The 15,117-nt window shown below is 48.1% G+C and carries 14 protein-coding genes; 4 read left to right on the top strand and 10 right to left on the bottom strand.

What is annotated here, in order from left to right:
• Positions 1-29: 29 nt before the first annotated feature.
• Both HW115_RS08510 and HW115_RS08505 read right to left on the bottom strand, forming a co-directional pair.
• Complete coding sequence (locus HW115_RS08510) at positions 30-647, bottom strand: hypothetical protein (protein ID WP_178932198.1); 618 nt, start codon at positions 645-647, stop codon at positions 30-32.
• Between the two features lie 4 nt (positions 648-651).
• Entirely contained in the window at positions 652-1,749 is a 1,098-nt protein-coding gene (locus HW115_RS08505) for a tyrosine-type recombinase/integrase (protein ID WP_178932197.1), read from the bottom strand.
• A 796-nt stretch (positions 1,750-2,545) separates the two neighbouring features.
• Here HW115_RS08505 and HW115_RS08500 point away from each other — a divergent pair.
• The 3 genes from HW115_RS08500 (at position 2,546) to HW115_RS08490 (ending at position 5,851) form a co-directional block, all read left to right on the top strand.
• The gene (locus tag HW115_RS08500; RefSeq protein WP_178932196.1) at positions 2,546-2,755 is read left to right on the top strand and encodes a helix-turn-helix domain-containing protein; all 210 of its coding nucleotides are present in this window, start codon (positions 2,546-2,548) and stop codon (positions 2,753-2,755) included.
• 1,015 nt (positions 2,756-3,770) lie between these two features.
• Entirely contained in the window at positions 3,771-4,631 is an 861-nt protein-coding gene (locus HW115_RS08495; protein WP_178932195.1) for a hypothetical protein, read from the top strand.
• Positions 4,632-4,837: 206 nt separating this feature from the next.
• Positions 4,838-5,851: a hypothetical protein gene (locus HW115_RS08490; protein WP_178932194.1), complete on the top strand. Its 1,014-nt coding sequence runs from the start codon at positions 4,838-4,840 to the stop codon at positions 5,849-5,851.
• A 586-nt stretch (positions 5,852-6,437) separates the two neighbouring features.
• On the opposite strand, the gene HW115_RS19940 is transcribed toward HW115_RS08490, so the two are convergent.
• Positions 6,438-6,560 (bottom strand): hypothetical protein, encoded by a 123-nt coding sequence (locus tag HW115_RS19940; protein WP_264373137.1) that lies wholly within the window; start codon positions 6,558-6,560, stop codon positions 6,438-6,440.
• Positions 6,561-6,784: 224 nt separating this feature from the next.
• On the opposite strand from HW115_RS19940, the gene HW115_RS08485 reads away from it, so the two are divergent.
• Positions 6,785-8,545: a DUF5131 family protein gene (locus tag HW115_RS08485; RefSeq protein WP_178932193.1), complete on the top strand. Its 1,761-nt coding sequence runs from the start codon at positions 6,785-6,787 to the stop codon at positions 8,543-8,545.
• A 134-nt stretch (positions 8,546-8,679) separates the two neighbouring features.
• Here the strand turns inward: HW115_RS08485 and HW115_RS08480 are convergent, their stop codons facing one another.
• The 7 genes from HW115_RS08480 to HW115_RS08450 form a co-directional block, all read right to left on the bottom strand.
• Positions 8,680-9,405 carry an AAA family ATPase gene (locus HW115_RS08480; RefSeq protein ID WP_178932192.1) on the bottom strand — a complete coding sequence of 242 codons (726 nt, stop codon included), beginning with the start codon at positions 9,403-9,405 and terminating at the stop codon, positions 8,680-8,682.
• A 50-nt stretch (positions 9,406-9,455) separates the two neighbouring features.
• Positions 9,456-10,298, bottom strand: coding sequence for a DUF932 domain-containing protein (locus HW115_RS08475; protein ID WP_178932191.1), 843 nt, complete (start codon positions 10,296-10,298; stop codon positions 9,456-9,458).
• Between the two features lie 245 nt (positions 10,299-10,543).
• Entirely contained in the window at positions 10,544-10,744 is a 201-nt protein-coding gene (locus HW115_RS08470) for a hypothetical protein (RefSeq protein ID WP_178932190.1), read from the bottom strand.
• A complete protein-coding gene (locus HW115_RS08465) occupies positions 10,741-11,565 on the bottom strand; it encodes a RecB family exonuclease (RefSeq protein ID WP_178932189.1) in 825 nt (274 codons plus the stop codon). Before HW115_RS08465 ends, HW115_RS08470 begins: the two co-directional genes overlap by 4 nt.
• Positions 11,562-12,059, bottom strand: a complete 498-nt coding sequence (locus HW115_RS08460; RefSeq protein WP_178932188.1) for a hypothetical protein — start codon at positions 12,057-12,059, stop codon at positions 11,562-11,564. Before HW115_RS08460 ends, HW115_RS08465 begins: the two co-directional genes overlap by 4 nt.
• A 400-nt stretch (positions 12,060-12,459) precedes the next feature.
• Positions 12,460-13,557 carry a sialidase family protein gene (locus tag HW115_RS08455; RefSeq protein ID WP_178932187.1) on the bottom strand — a complete coding sequence of 366 codons (1,098 nt, stop codon included), beginning with the start codon at positions 13,555-13,557 and terminating at the stop codon, positions 12,460-12,462.
• A 33-nt stretch (positions 13,558-13,590) separates the two neighbouring features.
• The gene (locus tag HW115_RS08450; protein ID WP_178932186.1) at positions 13,591-14,823 is read right to left on the bottom strand and encodes a GDSL-type esterase/lipase family protein; all 1,233 of its coding nucleotides are present in this window, start codon (positions 14,821-14,823) and stop codon (positions 13,591-13,593) included.
• Between the last annotated feature and the right edge of the window lie 294 nt (positions 14,824-15,117).

Genomic DNA, 15,117 nt, shown 5'->3' with positions numbered 1-15,117 from the left:
TTTATTTGGGACTCCCTCAAAAATCTACGTTAGATGGGGAGTCCTTGTAGACCAAGCTCAGATCGCCATTTGTTGGATTGTTTGTCACTGACAATTAGTTCTTTCTTTCCAGTCGAGGGTGACCTCTGCGGGGAACCATATTTTTTCCAGATAGTTTTGGTTTCTTTTTTAGTCGGCAACTTCCCATGATCGAGAACATATATGCTGAATAGTCTCCATCTGTCTGATGCTGAGGATTTATAGTCCTCCATAGCTCCGTCTTTAAGTATTTTTTGTAGATCTCCAAATAGAATGTGATCTCCCTCAGATATAGCACATGTAATCACCTTACCTATATCATCATATAACTCATGGTATACTGGCCCTTGAGCTGCAAGTTCTGCCATCAATTTAACGTGAAGAGCTTTTTTTCTTCTGACATTGATGGCCCCGAAGATATGATTATTCCTTTTTTTTGAAGATTCTTCTGAAAAAAAAGATTCGGCAAAGTTCTCGCGCTTTTTATCATTTGGAACAATGTGCGGAAGAAAAGCAGGCCAGTAATGTTCGTAACGGAGTGTAGAAATAGCAGTTAGACGAGGCATTGCACGCAGTGCTTTCCATGCTTGAGAGGGAGTTTCCTCAGGACAGGTGTGATCTAATCCCATTGATTTAATTTGCTTTAAGTTCGGGGATGCTATTCATGGCCGTTTTGAGCGTGACGTCGTCTAGATGCGTGTAGATAGCGTGAACATCTTCGGACTTGTGCCCGAGAATCTGCATTCTGATTTCTGGGGAAACGTTCGAATCGGCAAGCCAACTTGTCAGTGTATGCCTGAGGCTGTGGAAGCTTCGTTCATACATAGTACGCCCTCCAGTGTTTATCGATTTGCCGCGACTAACCCCTGCTTTTTTCATGATGTTGGTGAATTGAACACTCAAGCCATTTCGACCGGCTCCTGTGGACTTTGCCAGAGTCGGGAATACGTGGGTTGTTGAATCGATCGGCGTAGGCTGGTTTTGTAGGAACTCCAAAAGGGTGGGGTGAATGGGAATAGTTACAATCGTTTTTTTGCGTTTGGTTTTTCTGGGTGTTGTGACGATCACGCCTTTGTTGAGTTTAATATCTTGCCAGGTGAGTAGTGCACAATCGGTCAGGCGTAAGCCCGTGAATGCTCCCATAATGATGATACCTTTCCATTCTTCAGATGGTGCTGCGTGGGTAAGTAAATCGACTTCTTTTGGGCTGAACGGCTTGCGTTCTAGTTTTTCGGTTTCTTCAAGTGGCTCCAGGGCGGCTGTCGGATTAAAGTTGGTGAGCCCCTCGGCCATGGCCTTAATGTAGATGGATGAAACCACCTTCATTTTTTGCTTTGTGGTAGTGTTACTGGCTTTGTTCTTCCCTCCGGCTCCGTTGAGTAGCCATTGTCGGTATTTTCTCATGTCAGCTACGGTGAGGCTCTCTAGTGTGTTATCGGCTCTATCTTCGAGCCACTTGAGGAAATGAGCTGTATGAGTTCTGTAAGCTCGCATGGTAGATTCTGTTTTGCCCTCCTTTCTTTTCAGCCATTCCGCAGTCCATGTTCGAATCGTATATTCGGGCATATCTTCCCCCGTTGATATTTTGAGGATTTCAGAGACCGCTTTTCTGGCACTTACTGCGTTGAGGATTCCTTTGCGCGCCTCTTCTGCCACTTGTGCCACGATGGCGGCGATTCTGCTTCCTTTGTCTTCTCCTGCCCCCGCCTCTGCCAGAGCCACTTTTTCCATGGCATTTGCGGCATTTTGGGCAATTCGCCTATTCGTTTCCCCTGTCGATCTGGTTAACTTTTTCATAGTTCCGTGCACCGTTGGGACATGGAAGGAGGTATAGTAATGCTTTTTATCACTAGGTTTGTAGATGCTTGCCATGGTAGTAATAGGGAAGCTATAGGGAAGCAGTCTGTCAAGTTTCATAGTGTTTATTGTGTCCTCAAACCCTATAAAAACGTTCTATATTGTCTATAATATCCCCGATAACGAATCGCGGGTTCGATTCCCGCTCCCGCCTCCATTGTTTTAAACCCTTATTTTATAAGGGTTTTTTCGTGTCTGGTTGTCTGGAGATTGGTTGACTGCTAACATACTGGTAATAAATTGGATTCTGTTTGTTCTGATTTTACTGTTCATTTTGTATCCGGATAGGCGGTCCTTTGGGGCTATATCATAGTTTGTGTGCAGGCCATTTTTGAGTTGAGTGATTAGTGGTGATAGGTGCTTCCGGGGCTTGCGTGTCGTCACCATGAGTAGTAACAATATGTAATGTTTATAGTGTGCATGATGATTTTTTACTTGCGTCATGTAGCTGTTATGATAGTCTGCTGTTAAATTGACGGTGTGAATGGCGCTGTTGATCGCTCAGCATTGAGAATGATGAGTATAGCAAAAGAATGCTCGGTAGTCATTTGTAAACGGTAAGTATTGGCCGTCCCGAAAAGGGAAACAATATAGTGAGAGCCTATCTATGGTGCTCTCAATAACTCTTGTCATTTACTGGCAGGGGATAATCAGAATACTAAAATATCAAATGAAAAACAATGGTTTTTCCATGCGCCGAGAATGGATTCGTCCAGCAGAGGTGCGTGAGATTTTTGGTATAGGAAGAACTACTTTGTATGCTCTGATGAAAAAAGGTGTGATCGTGAACAAGTCCCTGAAGGAGCCTGGACAACGAGCAGCAACTCGCCTCATCAACTACGACAGTATTTCAGACTATATTGAAGGTCTCCCTGAATAGTTAAGCTTATTCAAACCAAGGACGTTTTGTACAACAATGCACCCGGAAAGATATCCGGGTGCATTAATTTTTGGGTGTGCCCGGTAGGGCGCACTGACTTGGGGGTTAAAGTCCCCTGCGGGCTCGGCAGAGAGAACCGCTAGCGGAAGGCAAGGTTAACATCGCGAGGTGTTGGCTGAAGGAAGCTGGAAGCAAAACACTGCCCTGACGAACAGAAATCGCATACGAGGCATCAACACTGGATCAATATAGCAAAACAAAGTTGCAGTTTATGCTGTGGTATAGGCTGAAAAGATAGGGTTGTTTTGAACCGCCGTGATACGGAGCCGTACGTCCGGTGGTGTGAGAGGTGGCGGGAGCGATCCCGCTGCCTACTTGATTAGAGTTTCGAACGGAAGAAAGAGAAGTAATGGTTATAATCTGCATTTTTTGGCCGTCCGGAGGTCTTTGTGAAGAATTTGAATATTTTTTTACTCTTGTAATCAGCACATGATCTAAACGTGAAATGTGTTCATGCTGTTCGTTCTTGTTTATTGTGTTTTGTAAACGATTGGTGTCTAACAAAAAAGTGTTGCAGAGGGTAAAAATACAGCTTGATTCGACGGTGTTAAAAGGCAATCGTTCGTCTGCAGGCTAACGTGACAACGGCCTGACAAGCAGAGAAGTTAGGCAGAGTGCCAACATTTTTGCGGAAGCACAAAAAACTAGAAGTGCACGACCGTCACCCCATTTACTAGAAATTCGCAGAATGCGGAAATTGTTATTTGGGAGCACTGAAAAAAATCAGTGCAACTGCGAGGTCAATAAACCTCATGCAGAAATAAAAATAATTTAACCAGCCTGACGTCACCATCAATAAATGAGGAACGTTGGGTGCCCCCAGTTTTTATGGGGTGGTTAGATTTTTGTTGAGGCTGAGAGCCCGACAATGACAAAGCGGCAAGATGCCGCATAATAATACACTCTATATAAAATCGGGAGATGAGTGCTCTCAAAACAATACTAAAAAATAATAATGATTATTAGAACTAATACAAATATTAAGAACAAGGATGAGATCCTGTTCAATGAAATAACCTCCAGCTTGGAGTGTTTATATGGGCCTTTGCCAGAATCCTTGACTCAACGAGTTCGGGACAAATTCTCCAAGGGAGAAATAAATAGCGCATTGCCAAAAGCGATAGCAGTTATACGTCAAAAATATAACGACTTTGACCCTGGGAAGGTGATCGAAGGTTATAGCAATATACCGCATGAAAATGATACCGCCATATTGTATCACCCCAGCGATACTATGCCACACCCTCTCGGGGTGATAGTTCCTAGTTGTCTTGAAGAACTGCTGGATAATTGGGGTGCGATCGAATCCGCAGTATATGTGATTCTTGAGGAGATCTCGTTCGAGTGCGGCTTTTGCCGATGTATAGCGAACCTAGTTGCCCTTAACTGTGAGCGGATGCTGTATGAATTTATTCAGGCAGCAGCCCTTATACCTCAACCTCTTTTGGAGGTCATCTGGAAGGAAGTGAAGGATCCGGGTTCAGTGGTTGAGGGGAAGCCTTTGCCTGCCCACTTGCTGCTTAAACTCTGGATGGTCATGGAGTGTGCGCCTGATGCAAGCTTCGAAGAGTTGTTTGAGTTTGACGGTATTAGCATGGAGTTAGTCGAGATCCTGACGAGTAGAATACGAGAGGAGTCCGACCAGGGTTACCTGAGCTCGGATGATGCGTTCATGGACTACGTCAGTGCAGTCTATCCCTCTGACTATAGCGAGTCTGAAGCCAAGGTCTTTGCATCACGACTTCGGGAAGTGTCGGGACTAATGAGGAAACTCGGAGGTCTGGAGGAAGGCGGTGGTGGCGGTAATGCTGCTTAAGAGAAACCAGGGGAGCCCCACTTCTGTAGTGGGGCTCCTCTATAACCCAATAAATATATGATTATTATTAAGAAATCAATCGGTGCGAAGTCTATGGGCGCTAGCATCGGGTCGTCATGTGCCTTACCTAAGGTCAATATAACCCCAAACGTACCGAACCAATGCTAGGACCAGACACAATTCGCATTAAGCCGGATAGCCGATATATGAAACCCTCCTCCTCAAATATCGAGAAAGATAAGGGGGGGCGCGGGGGGGAATCCCCACCGCATAGAAAAATCAACCTGCCAAGTCCCAGTGACCTCAGGTCTGGTCAAACTTCGTGGGAAAGGTTATCCAATACCCAATCGGAGAACAGGTGTGGAACTGACATTTCTGAACGATGGTATGATAAGACCACCGGGATGAGTATCGGCATAACTGGTAATACAATCAGCAGTGTCCAAGCCAACCTTTCTAGGTTACTCACTGGCAATGATCACAATGGCATCATCGTTTGTAGCCAAGAGCAGATCGATAAGGCTTTGGATGTCATGTGGGACGCACTAGATCTGATTAGTAATGGGCCTAGGACCTGCAAGTTCACGTCGGTAGAGTTTGGCGGTGTAATAGCAACTCCATATAGCCAACTAGAGTTGCTCGTCAAAGACAGGAACCTCCCAGGCTTACATAAAGCCCCTCTCTTAAGGTCGGGTGAAAGTATTCAGTTTGGTGCAGCAAAGCGCCCTCCTCTATGCCTTCACATCTACGACAAAGGTCAGCAGATGGCTGGTAAGAGCTTCCGTGAGAAGTGGACCCGTATTGAGCTGAAACTCTCGGCGGATAAGCTTAAGGATCACATAGGGGATGGAGACAATGTAACTGAGTTAGTTTATGATAACTGGGTCGAGTGTTTTTTCAAAATCCTCTATAGCCTCGACCCGGACGACACTGGTAAGGTACCTCTTGTTGATGACAACTTCGTCCAGATGCTTGCGGCAATGAAGCAGCATCCAGATCTCCTGATGAATGGGGCTCATCCTGTGGACCTGTATTTGAGTAAGGTGTCCCCTGACCGGGCCTCCCGGATAAAGAAAGCTATGGCAGTGCTCCATATGCGGGAGCTATCCCTTAGGGATCTGGTGCCCAACGATCCTATGCCTGAGCCCATTGATCTAATCAAGACAGCCACGGGCATTGAGAGAGCTGATAAAATAAAAACAAATCCTCAAATAAAATAAGAAAATGAATGATATAAAAACTACTCAGACATCACCAGATACATTGGTTACGTCACCAATTGGTGACGCCCAAGATCTCAGCTTCGACCGAGGGTCCGTGGCCGAGGTGATTGACCAGTCAGCATACCTCCTTGAGACGCTTGTCCCGGGAACATGTAGAAGAGAACCTGTTAAAGCATTCTGCGAGCAAGCTCCCATAGCACGGTATATGGAGGCTGCTGCAGGGTCATCAGAATGGGACGACAAAAGCCGTAGAAAGTTTGTCCGTGAACATCGTAATGGCAAGATACCATCGAGCTTGATCTTGCAGCTCGCGTATTGTGCGTGTATTGATGAACGCCTGACGGCCACAGGCATTCACAATGTCCTGGAAGCGGTGGGCAATAAAGAGCACAATTACAGGTGCTGCATTCAGAGGTATCCTGATCAGGGTACTAGGGATTTGGTGACAGGGAATTTTGGGACACTGAGGAACTCTGAAAAACAAAGTGAGCTACGTCAGGATGAAGTGGATAGATTGAATTGGGAGAAACTTTATTTTGATCGACTTACCCATGATCGAAATAGTCCCATTTCCACGACGGTGCTATTCGACGATAACCATCTGCTGGTTCCTCAAGCCCAGTCTTGGTATGAAGGCAATCGTCCCAACAGGATAGAGATCCGGGATCAGTGCCGTAACCGGTTCCTCACCGAGTTTGCTAGGCACGTGATTCTTCGGCACCCGGCATTAGTTATGGACGAGAACAAGTGTCTGGAAATATGGGGTGTGACGCACATGGACATAATCAATGCCACTGCTCGGCATCAAACCGAAACGCTAAATGAGTGTGCCCTATTCGGTGTGGACCATAGCACGTCGCCAGCGCCGTTGTCGGAATGGGAAGGGAATGATTGGAGTAGTTAATTCTAACACTAATAAATTTAACACAAATGTCTGATAAAACAAAAATACAATGGTGCGACAGTACCGTAAATCCGATCATGGGCTGTCATGGCTGCGAGCTGTTCCCGAAGCCAGCCGAAGTCCTCAAAACGATTGCCGATGCAATGAATCATGCGGGGGCCGATACCACTGAGAAGAAGATCAAGGCGATCTACAAGCAGCTTATTGATGATGTCTTCCTTCATTCAGAGAACCCGAACCCCGGGCACACTCAGAAGGTCACCACTAGCAATATATGGCACTTGCGCGAGAGGTTCCTGGATAGTGTCGAGAAACAACACGGCAAGAGCGTTGCGGACGAGGCTAAAGACGCCATCCGGAAATCCATCACCTGCTATGCGGCGATCCTGCATCTCAATAAGGGGGCTAACATACTCGACCGTGAGGGTCTCAGGGGGAACCAAGTCAAACCCCGGCAGGTCAAGGCAGGTTACGCTCCTGTCTTTGAGGAAATTACCTCTTTTGGAGGGCGGGCAGCGACCATAGCCGGGAAGAAGGATTTGCTTGGCACATACAACAAGAAGACCTCATGGAAACATCGATTGCCCCGGATGATCTTCGTTTCCGACATGGGTGATGCACTCAGCAGGGTTGCCGATTTTCCCTTTCTGAAAGCCGATCTCATGCCTGCCATTCAATCCGAAGATGGTGAACGTCATCTCTGGTTATGGCTGACCAAGTGTCCAAGTATCATGGCCAAGTTCGCTGAGGAAATAGGGGGCTTCCCTCCGAATGTCTGCGCCATGACCACTCTGACAGGCCCGGACCGAACCAGTCTGAAACGTCTGGCTGATTTGAAGAAGGTCAAGGCATCTATCAAAGGACTTTCCATTGAACCGCTCTGGGAGCGCATACCACCGGAGCAACTCGACCTTGAGGGGATCGACTGGGTCATACTCGGTGGTGAGTCCGGTTCCGGGAATCTGACTCGCCCGTTCAAGCTAGAGTGGGTTGATGAAATGCGCCGGCATTGCGAAAAAAGCGGAGTTGCCTTTTTTCTCAAACAACTGGGTGCGAAGCCCACCCGTGACGGGGAGCTTATCAGACTAAAGGATGGTCACGGAGGCGACTGGGCCGAGTGGGATGAATCCCTGCGCGTGCGTGAGTTCCCCCAGGCCTTCCATGACCACAGGAAAGACGAGATGATAAAGTCCAGCAGTCCGAGACCAGTAGAGAAGAAGTCCAAGGGAAAATCGATAGGCTCCTCAATCACCAAGGAAGAAGAGGTCGAGTTCAGGCAACAGCATAAGATCGTTGTCAAGGGTGTGCAGGCATTCTGGGATTTAGGGCAGGCGCTTTCCGTAATCAAATCGGGCAAGCTTTGGAGGGCGGCAGGTCACAAAAGTTGGAACGCATATTGCCAGTCGGTTGCAGGCATGTCCCGGGCACACGCTCACCGGCTTATTGGTGCTGCAAGTTTTATGGAGACATTCAAAACGTCACCAATTGGAGACGTTTTTCCGGTGAACGAAGCTCAGGTGCGACCACTTCTGCAGTTGCCAGATCCTGAAAAACAGGTGAGTGCATGGGGAACTGCCGTCGAACAGGCTGGTGGTGACCAACCCTCCGCGAAGGAAGTGAAAACAGTTGTCTTTGATATTTTACATCCTGATGGGCTTCCCGAAAAACCCAGATCAAGATCCGAACAACGGATCCAGCTGTTCTCCCGCCTCAAGGAGGCGACTCGGAAGAAGAGGTCGTGGAAGCAGGTGGAGGAAATGCTGGACGAACTTGAAGCCTTGCTGTGATGGTTTCAGTCCGAATTGATCCCATTATGCGGAGTAAGAAATACAAATGACCCGGTAAGTAAAAAAGGAGCGCCCACACTCCCCGGTGACAGGGAGTGCGGGCCTCTAATTCGCCAGTGTACCCGTAATGGCCCTCACACGCTCTCAGCAGTACGCCGTGCCCAATATCGGACGCTGGCAGTCTCCTCGTCCTGCAACGCAGCACAAGGCGTTTTCCGTACGATTTCGGCAAGTATCTTTTTCTCACTCGGAGGCTTCTCGACCCCGGCATGAGCTTGCCTCACGACGGCCTCGATCTCGGCGGGCGTGAACAGTGCCGAGACCTGAGCCAATTTCACGTTGTCATATTTCCCCGGATTCCCGCCCACGCATCCTATGAGACAGTCCCATAGGAACGCCCGGGCACTGACATCAGGTAGATCAAGATGCCAGATTCGATCGAAGATCGCGGCACCCGTGAACGTCGCTGGCAGCATGTGTGGTTTACTTGTCGTGGTCATCACCAGCACCTTGTCCCCGATATCTGGTTGTAATGCCAGGAATCGTAGTAGTTCGATGCAGCTTTCATCCGGTTCATCAAGCCACAAGATGATGGGTTCGTCGGGTAGCTCACTGATGATAGCTGAGACCTTGGTCCCTTTCGGATGGTAACGAATTACTGGTCTGCCAATCAACTTGGCTGTTGCCAGCACACAACTTGCCTTCCCGGTCCCGGGCATACCGGCGAGTAATGCGCCACGGGGTGCGAGCGGATCACCGGATTCGAGCAACGGCACCAGTGGTTCGATCCACTGACGGTAGTTGTCGAATCCCGCGAGCTGATCGAAGCTCACTTCATGTTCTATTTTTTGTAGGTTCATATGGGTATGTGGTTATGGGAGGCGCAGAATTTCCACGCCTCCCGGGTTCACTAGCTGGCGAGTGCCACCTGACTATCGAACAGCCCATGCAGCGCCTGACCACGTTTCACTGCGGTCTGCGGGTTCACTGTTTTATAAACCTCGGTAAAGGCGTTAAACAGTGACCAACCATTCCGAGGAAGGAATGCTTCATGCTGGGGTTTGCGCCATTCCTGAAGCACGGCAGGAACCTGACTTGTGGTGACTGCTCCACAATCAACTGCCCGGATGACGAGATCATGGGCAGATCTATCAGGAAGGTAGTGCTGCTTATAGCGAGCAACTCTCTGATCCAGGTCCCGGAACTTGTCACCAAGCTGACCTACAGCACGTGCCGTCAGTTGCCGCAAATCACGCATGGCAAAACGCGTGTGTTTACGACTCAGTTTGACCTCGCCGTTAAAGCACAAGTTATCGCAAACCAAGACTTGTGTCCCGGCTACGAGACCTGCTGGTAACGACTTATCGTGCGAGTTCCGCAAGCCCACCACCCAGTTGAAGTCACCTTCATTCCGGGTAGGCAAGCTCACTTGGATGACACCGAAGTATCGGGCCCCGTCGTGTGTCAGTGCATGGGTTTCACCTTGTATGATGAAGCCTGTTTCACGCAGTTGGTTCTCAACCTCGGCAAGTAGGTTGCGATGTGGTATCGGATACCATGTGTCAGTACCGTTGGGTGTGATGACCTCGAAGAGATCCTGTCGGTCAACGACCTGGGCACCACAGTGACAAAGCAACCCTTTGGGGCGCACATCAGTGTTTAACTCAGGTGGGTTCTCGACTACCTCAAACGGGATGGGACGTGCCGCTTCCTGCACGAGGTTTCCTTGTCTTAATGCAATTACGTTATTCATAATTATGGGTTCTTTCTAATGTTGGGTATTAATAAAAATGGCCGGAACCTCGGGATGAGGAACCGGCCAATGGTTTGGGGGTGGGGGTTGTTATTTTCGGGCGCGTGACTTCAGATAAAGCCATGCACAGGGCAAACAGATAAACGCCACAGCCAGTAGCAGCAGCGGTATCCGTGAACTCAGGGCGAGGAAGATAAGCGTTCCTATCACGACCCAAATCACCATATCAAATGATGATTCAGCGTTCATCGGTCGTCTCCTCCCCGGGCAGCTAGAATGATCGCTGTCAACGCGACCACGATCACGGCCACAACCATGCAGATGCTGAAGAACTCCACGGCATTACCCACGGGCTTCAGATCCACTGGTTTTGTTGTATGGCTTTTGGCGCTGCTGCCACAACTGACGAGCAGCAACGGCAGTAGGGTGTAGGGTAGAAACCTCATGCAGCATCTCCCTTCCACTTGCCACACTCGTTACGAAACGAGCACCAGCTGCAATGCATCCCGGGTTGGGGATGGAACCGCTCCTCAGCAATTCCTTGCACGGCTGTTTCCAGCATCTTCACTGCCCGCTGCTTTCGATGTTCGTCGGCAGGAGCAATGGAGACAGGGATGACCTGGGGCGTCTTGGTCTTCACCAGAAACAACAGGTCAAGTGCGGGTGGTGTTTTACCCGTCGCCTTCTCAATCATGAGTTGGTAACAGACAAGCTGCAGCTCATGATCAAATGCGGCCGTCGCCGGATCTGGTTTACTTGCGGATGTTTTAAAATCCACAGGTACCAGATCCTGGCGAACAAGGTCAATCGCACCAGTGAGCGGTACCGATAAGCCATCGATCTCTTCACGCAGGAAGACTTCGACAGCCTTGGGTGATTCCTTTAATACCCCGGGTGAATCGAGGTAGGCGGCAACCACTCTTAATCCATCCGCATGCGCTTTGTTCCGTGCCTTCTCATCCTTCCATGACACTGGTCCTTCGTCTCTCTCCATGGTCATGAAGATGTCTTCGTAGGCTTGGGTCACGGCTTCTGGCGAAGCATCTCCACCACGCCAGACAGCGAGGTGATAATGTTGCAATGCCGCATGCACGCACTTGCCAAGGTGTAGTGCTGGACTGGTGGCTTGTGGTATTGCCAGTACCCTGCCAAAGAAAAACCTGAGCGAGCAGCCCAGGTAATCTTTAGCCGCTGTCGGGCTGATGTGGTCAGGTAAGGCGTGAACCTTATCCGGTACCTTGGTGGGGGGATCAGCTACAGCAATCATGCTCCCCCCTTTCCATAGGCATTACGCCGTGGTTTTCGGCTCCTGTTGTTATTGGCACCAGTCATCTCGAAGAGCTCCTCAATCAGGCCGGATGCTTCCAGTTTGTTGAGTTGCTTGACCCCCTTTCGGAATCGCTGGCGGCTTTGCTGTTCGATTTCACCCTTATCCAGCGAGTTCTCCGAGATCAGCTTCAGGATAAGCTCCTGTTGCTTCGGGGAACATTGCCAATGAGCCTCTGATACTATTGGCAGGACGTTGGGTGGTGCGGCCTGTGTGGCCGGGGTCTCCATGCCGTAGTCTTGTGGCGGCACAAATCCTGTTTGCTGGATCTGGCCGTCGACGTTCGTCTGGAGGTTGTGGTACAGGCGCTCGGCTTCATAGGCTATATCATCGGTGGTGTTCAGCTCAGTTTCTACAGAGACACTGAACTGGTGTGACGAATAGCCCGGGAGTCCGAGTCGTTTACTGTAGTTTGCAATTAGTTTAACTGCCATGGTAGTTGGTTCCTTTCTGGTTATGGTTAATAAAAAAACCATCACAGAATCTCCGTGACGGGTTAAACAGCTCCCGGATAAACGGAGCTATTCATCATTATATAACCCAGAATGGCTGTGGATTGCGTGGCGAAAGATCCCGAGTTTTCATAAATGATTCTGGACATGGATAGTCCTAACTGTCATTTATCTGCCATCCTGAATCTGGGTTGTGATCAAGATTCTAACTATACCGGTTGGACAGATGTTTGAATGGTGTTTTTTGCCGAGCTACAAGTGCTTGGACTCTTGAAATGGCTGAAGTTTCGGCAAGGCAAGAATAACTTTTGACGAAAAAGCCCGCTCCACATCAAAGGGAACGGGCTAAAAAAATGGTGAGCTTAAACCAATCGAGGCTCAATCACTTACCCTGAAGCTTACCTAGGTTCTTAAAATGAAGGCTGGTTCCTTTACTTGGTCCGTCACAGCGTTCTTGTTCACTGAGAATAGCCTTGGACCCATCGTTTAGAATAACCAGTGAGGAATAGCCGAAATAACCTTCATTGAGGAGTTTGATATTCTCCCATGTTTTCCCTTGGTCTTTACTGCGATAAATACATCCGTTCAGTCTTGATCCTGGATTACTTGGCATGGACAGAAACAGGTGGCCGTTGCTGTCGTAGATAACATCAGCTTGGCACGATCCGCGGTGGGGTACTGTAACCGGGTGAGGGATACTCCATTTTTTGTTAACTCGGTCGTAGTACCAGTTAATGCGCTTTTTCCCTGCACGACTAGATACGAAATATCGACCGTCTTTGATTTTGACAAAGTTGGTTTCATTGCAGCTCCCTTTTGGAATGTTAGGAGATTCTTCGAATGTTTTAAAATCTTTGGTCCAAATGAGGCGGACGACCCAACGTTTGTTATTGATGCCACAGATGGCAAAGCCCACTTCTCCTGTTTTTTGGTCGATAAGCATGGAGGTTGGGCATTGCCAGAGGTTGGCGGTCGAGCCATCGGCCAATTTTGCGATGTCGAGTTTTTGTGGGTCAGACCACTTTTCAAGATCGGGGCTTTTTGAAACGTAAACGCGTAGTTCGTGCATGTAGATGCAGATGTATTTTTTCTCAATTTGGCTCCATACTACATTGACCTCGTTGGTTATTTTGGTCAAAGGTAGAACTCCTTTGGGTGGTTTGTTTTCTTTCCAATTCACGTAGGGAGCATTGAACTTTTTCCATGTTTTACCTTGGTCTTTGGATAATGCGAAAAAACAGGCCGAGATTCCATGGTCACTGGGTTTTGAAAGACGCCCTACGCAGCAGGCGACAATATCACCATTCGGTTTAACGAAGAGGTGAGGAATTCTGTATTGGCTTACCCCAAATTGGTCGGGTTTTCCATCGCGTGTGCTTTGCCAGATTCTAGGGTTGCTCTCGGTGAGAGTGATTGTTTCGGCGGTTACCGTTGAAAATACAGTGAGGGTGGCAAGTAAGCTGAAGATGATTGTTTTCATGTCTTTATTTAAGTGTGATTGATAATAGGGAGCTTAGTTTAATTCTTTGGAAATAGCTTCCTCCCATACTCTAAAGCCAGTCTCGGAGAGATGACAACCGTCGTAGGAGTATCCATCTTTGAGTAAGCCCTTGTCGTCTAGCATGACCGTATCAAGGTTCATCAGTTCAACATTTTTTCCCCACTTCATTTCAGCAAGTTTCTGATTAACGATGAGTCGGTTTTTGTTTGTAGTGACGTCTTTAGTCCTACGTAGAGGGAAGACGCCATGAACGATAATTTGGCTCTCTGGGCTACGTTTTTCAAGTTCGTGAACAATTTGACGAATACCTTCAGCGACATCGTCAGGGTGGTGCCCACTACCTAGATTATTGATGCCAATCAGCAAGACGATGTTTTTCGGCTTCATGACCTCAAGAGGCATCTTCTTGACGCGCCAGAGCAAATGCTGTGTGCGGTCGCTGCCAATGCCTGCGTTAACGATTACTCGGTCCTTAGAAAGGCGCTCCCAGGAAGCTGTTCCTAGACGTTTAGGGTCTTTGGTAAAGCTGCAAGTACCGTCAAAAGCATCTGTTATGGAATCCCCAAGAAAAAGAACGTCACAGGGTTCTGCTTTAGAGGTGTTTTCATAGACCTCAGTCCAGTAGGATTGATGAAGTCTATTCATTGGGCGGTATGCCTGAGGTAGGGTGTCAGCACTTGATGTGGCCTGGAGCTTGAAGTTGACAAGTTTGACCTCTTCTTTGCCGACAGGAGTAATACCAAAATAGCCACCTTTAAGCACATCAGGGTCATTGCTCGTTGCTATTTTTTTGCCATTCACCAGAAGCTGAGCTTCGCGGCGATCACTTGTAATTTCTAGAGTAACATCGCCGGAAATCTCGAAAGATTTGAATTTAAACGAGCCCTTACTACTGATCAGCCCTTCGTGAAACTGGATAAAGTTCCCGTAGTTGACCATAAAGCCTTTGACGTAGGATCCTCCCACAAACATTCTAGCTGAACAGTCTTGTTTCAGCTCTGCCGTGATACGGTAAGATCCACCATTGAGATGTCTTCCGCCGATTAGAGCGCAGGAGCTAACTCCTCTTTTGTAGATGAGTGTATTTTGTGTCTCCGTAATTTTACCGAAAAATTTCCCACATTGATTGATTTTGATGGCTTTGCCGTTTTCTATGAATTTGTAATCAGAGGGCAAGGCTTCGTTTGCTATGAGGGCAACGGGATTGAAGACAATTAAAAGGATGAAAAGGATAGTGTGCTTCATTGATTGCATTGGTGGTTGATTGGAACTCGTTGAGTTGTGATTCTTCTAAGTCATTGGGAGTAACAGAGAATCCTGTAAGATTATCTTGGATTTGGCAACTCTGCCTCGAATCGTTTATGTCAAACGTTAAGCAATACAAACGACAACTGGAGAAAGCAGCTTTACAGTAAATATCATGTTTGTGATGATTTGCTGAGATAAGCTCTGATTTTGGATGGGATACCGATCCAGGCCAATCTGCAATTGGTCGACCTCCAGTGAGAATGACCTCAGAAAATGGCAGTCCGTGCTGCC

Origin of the sequence: Oceaniferula marina, from assembly GCF_013391475.1 — a bacterium.
Lineage (GTDB): Bacteria > Verrucomicrobiota > Verrucomicrobiia > Verrucomicrobiales > Akkermansiaceae > Oceaniferula > Oceaniferula marina.
Note: the sequence above shows the minus strand (reverse complement) of the source record. Positions and strands in the feature narration are given on the sequence as shown.

What these genes read in the sequence shown, in the direction of transcription:
- HW115_RS08450 (WP_178932186.1), bottom strand. Translation starts at nt 14,823, where the DNA reads ATGAAGCACACTATCCTTTTCATCCTTTTAATTGTCTTCAATCCCGTT.
- HW115_RS08490 (WP_178932194.1), top strand. Translation starts at nt 4,838, where the DNA reads ATGAAACCCTCCTCCTCAAATATCGAGAAAGATAAGGGGGGGCGCGGG.
- HW115_RS08500 (WP_178932196.1), top strand. Translation starts at nt 2,546, where the DNA reads ATGAAAAACAATGGTTTTTCCATGCGCCGAGAATGGATTCGTCCAGCA.
- HW115_RS08475 (WP_178932191.1), bottom strand. Translation starts at nt 10,298, where the DNA reads ATGAATAACGTAATTGCATTAAGACAAGGAAACCTCGTGCAGGAAGCG.
- HW115_RS08460 (WP_178932188.1), bottom strand. Translation starts at nt 12,059, where the DNA reads ATGGCAGTTAAACTAATTGCAAACTACAGTAAACGACTCGGACTCCCG.
- HW115_RS08485 (WP_178932193.1), top strand. Translation starts at nt 6,785, where the DNA reads ATGTCTGATAAAACAAAAATACAATGGTGCGACAGTACCGTAAATCCG.
- HW115_RS08495 (WP_178932195.1), top strand. Translation starts at nt 3,771, where the DNA reads ATGATTATTAGAACTAATACAAATATTAAGAACAAGGATGAGATCCTG.
- HW115_RS08510 (WP_178932198.1), bottom strand. Translation starts at nt 647, where the DNA reads ATGGGATTAGATCACACCTGTCCTGAGGAAACTCCCTCTCAAGCATGG.
- HW115_RS08455 (WP_178932187.1), bottom strand. Translation starts at nt 13,557, where the DNA reads ATGAAAACAATCATCTTCAGCTTACTTGCCACCCTCACTGTATTTTCA.
- HW115_RS08505 (WP_178932197.1), bottom strand. Translation starts at nt 1,749, where the DNA reads ATGGAAAAAGTGGCTCTGGCAGAGGCGGGGGCAGGAGAAGACAAAGGA.
- HW115_RS08470 (WP_178932190.1), bottom strand. Translation starts at nt 10,744, where the DNA reads ATGAGGTTTCTACCCTACACCCTACTGCCGTTGCTGCTCGTCAGTTGT.
- HW115_RS08480 (WP_178932192.1), bottom strand. Translation starts at nt 9,405, where the DNA reads ATGAACCTACAAAAAATAGAACATGAAGTGAGCTTCGATCAGCTCGCG.
- HW115_RS08465 (WP_178932189.1), bottom strand. Translation starts at nt 11,565, where the DNA reads ATGATTGCTGTAGCTGATCCCCCCACCAAGGTACCGGATAAGGTTCAC.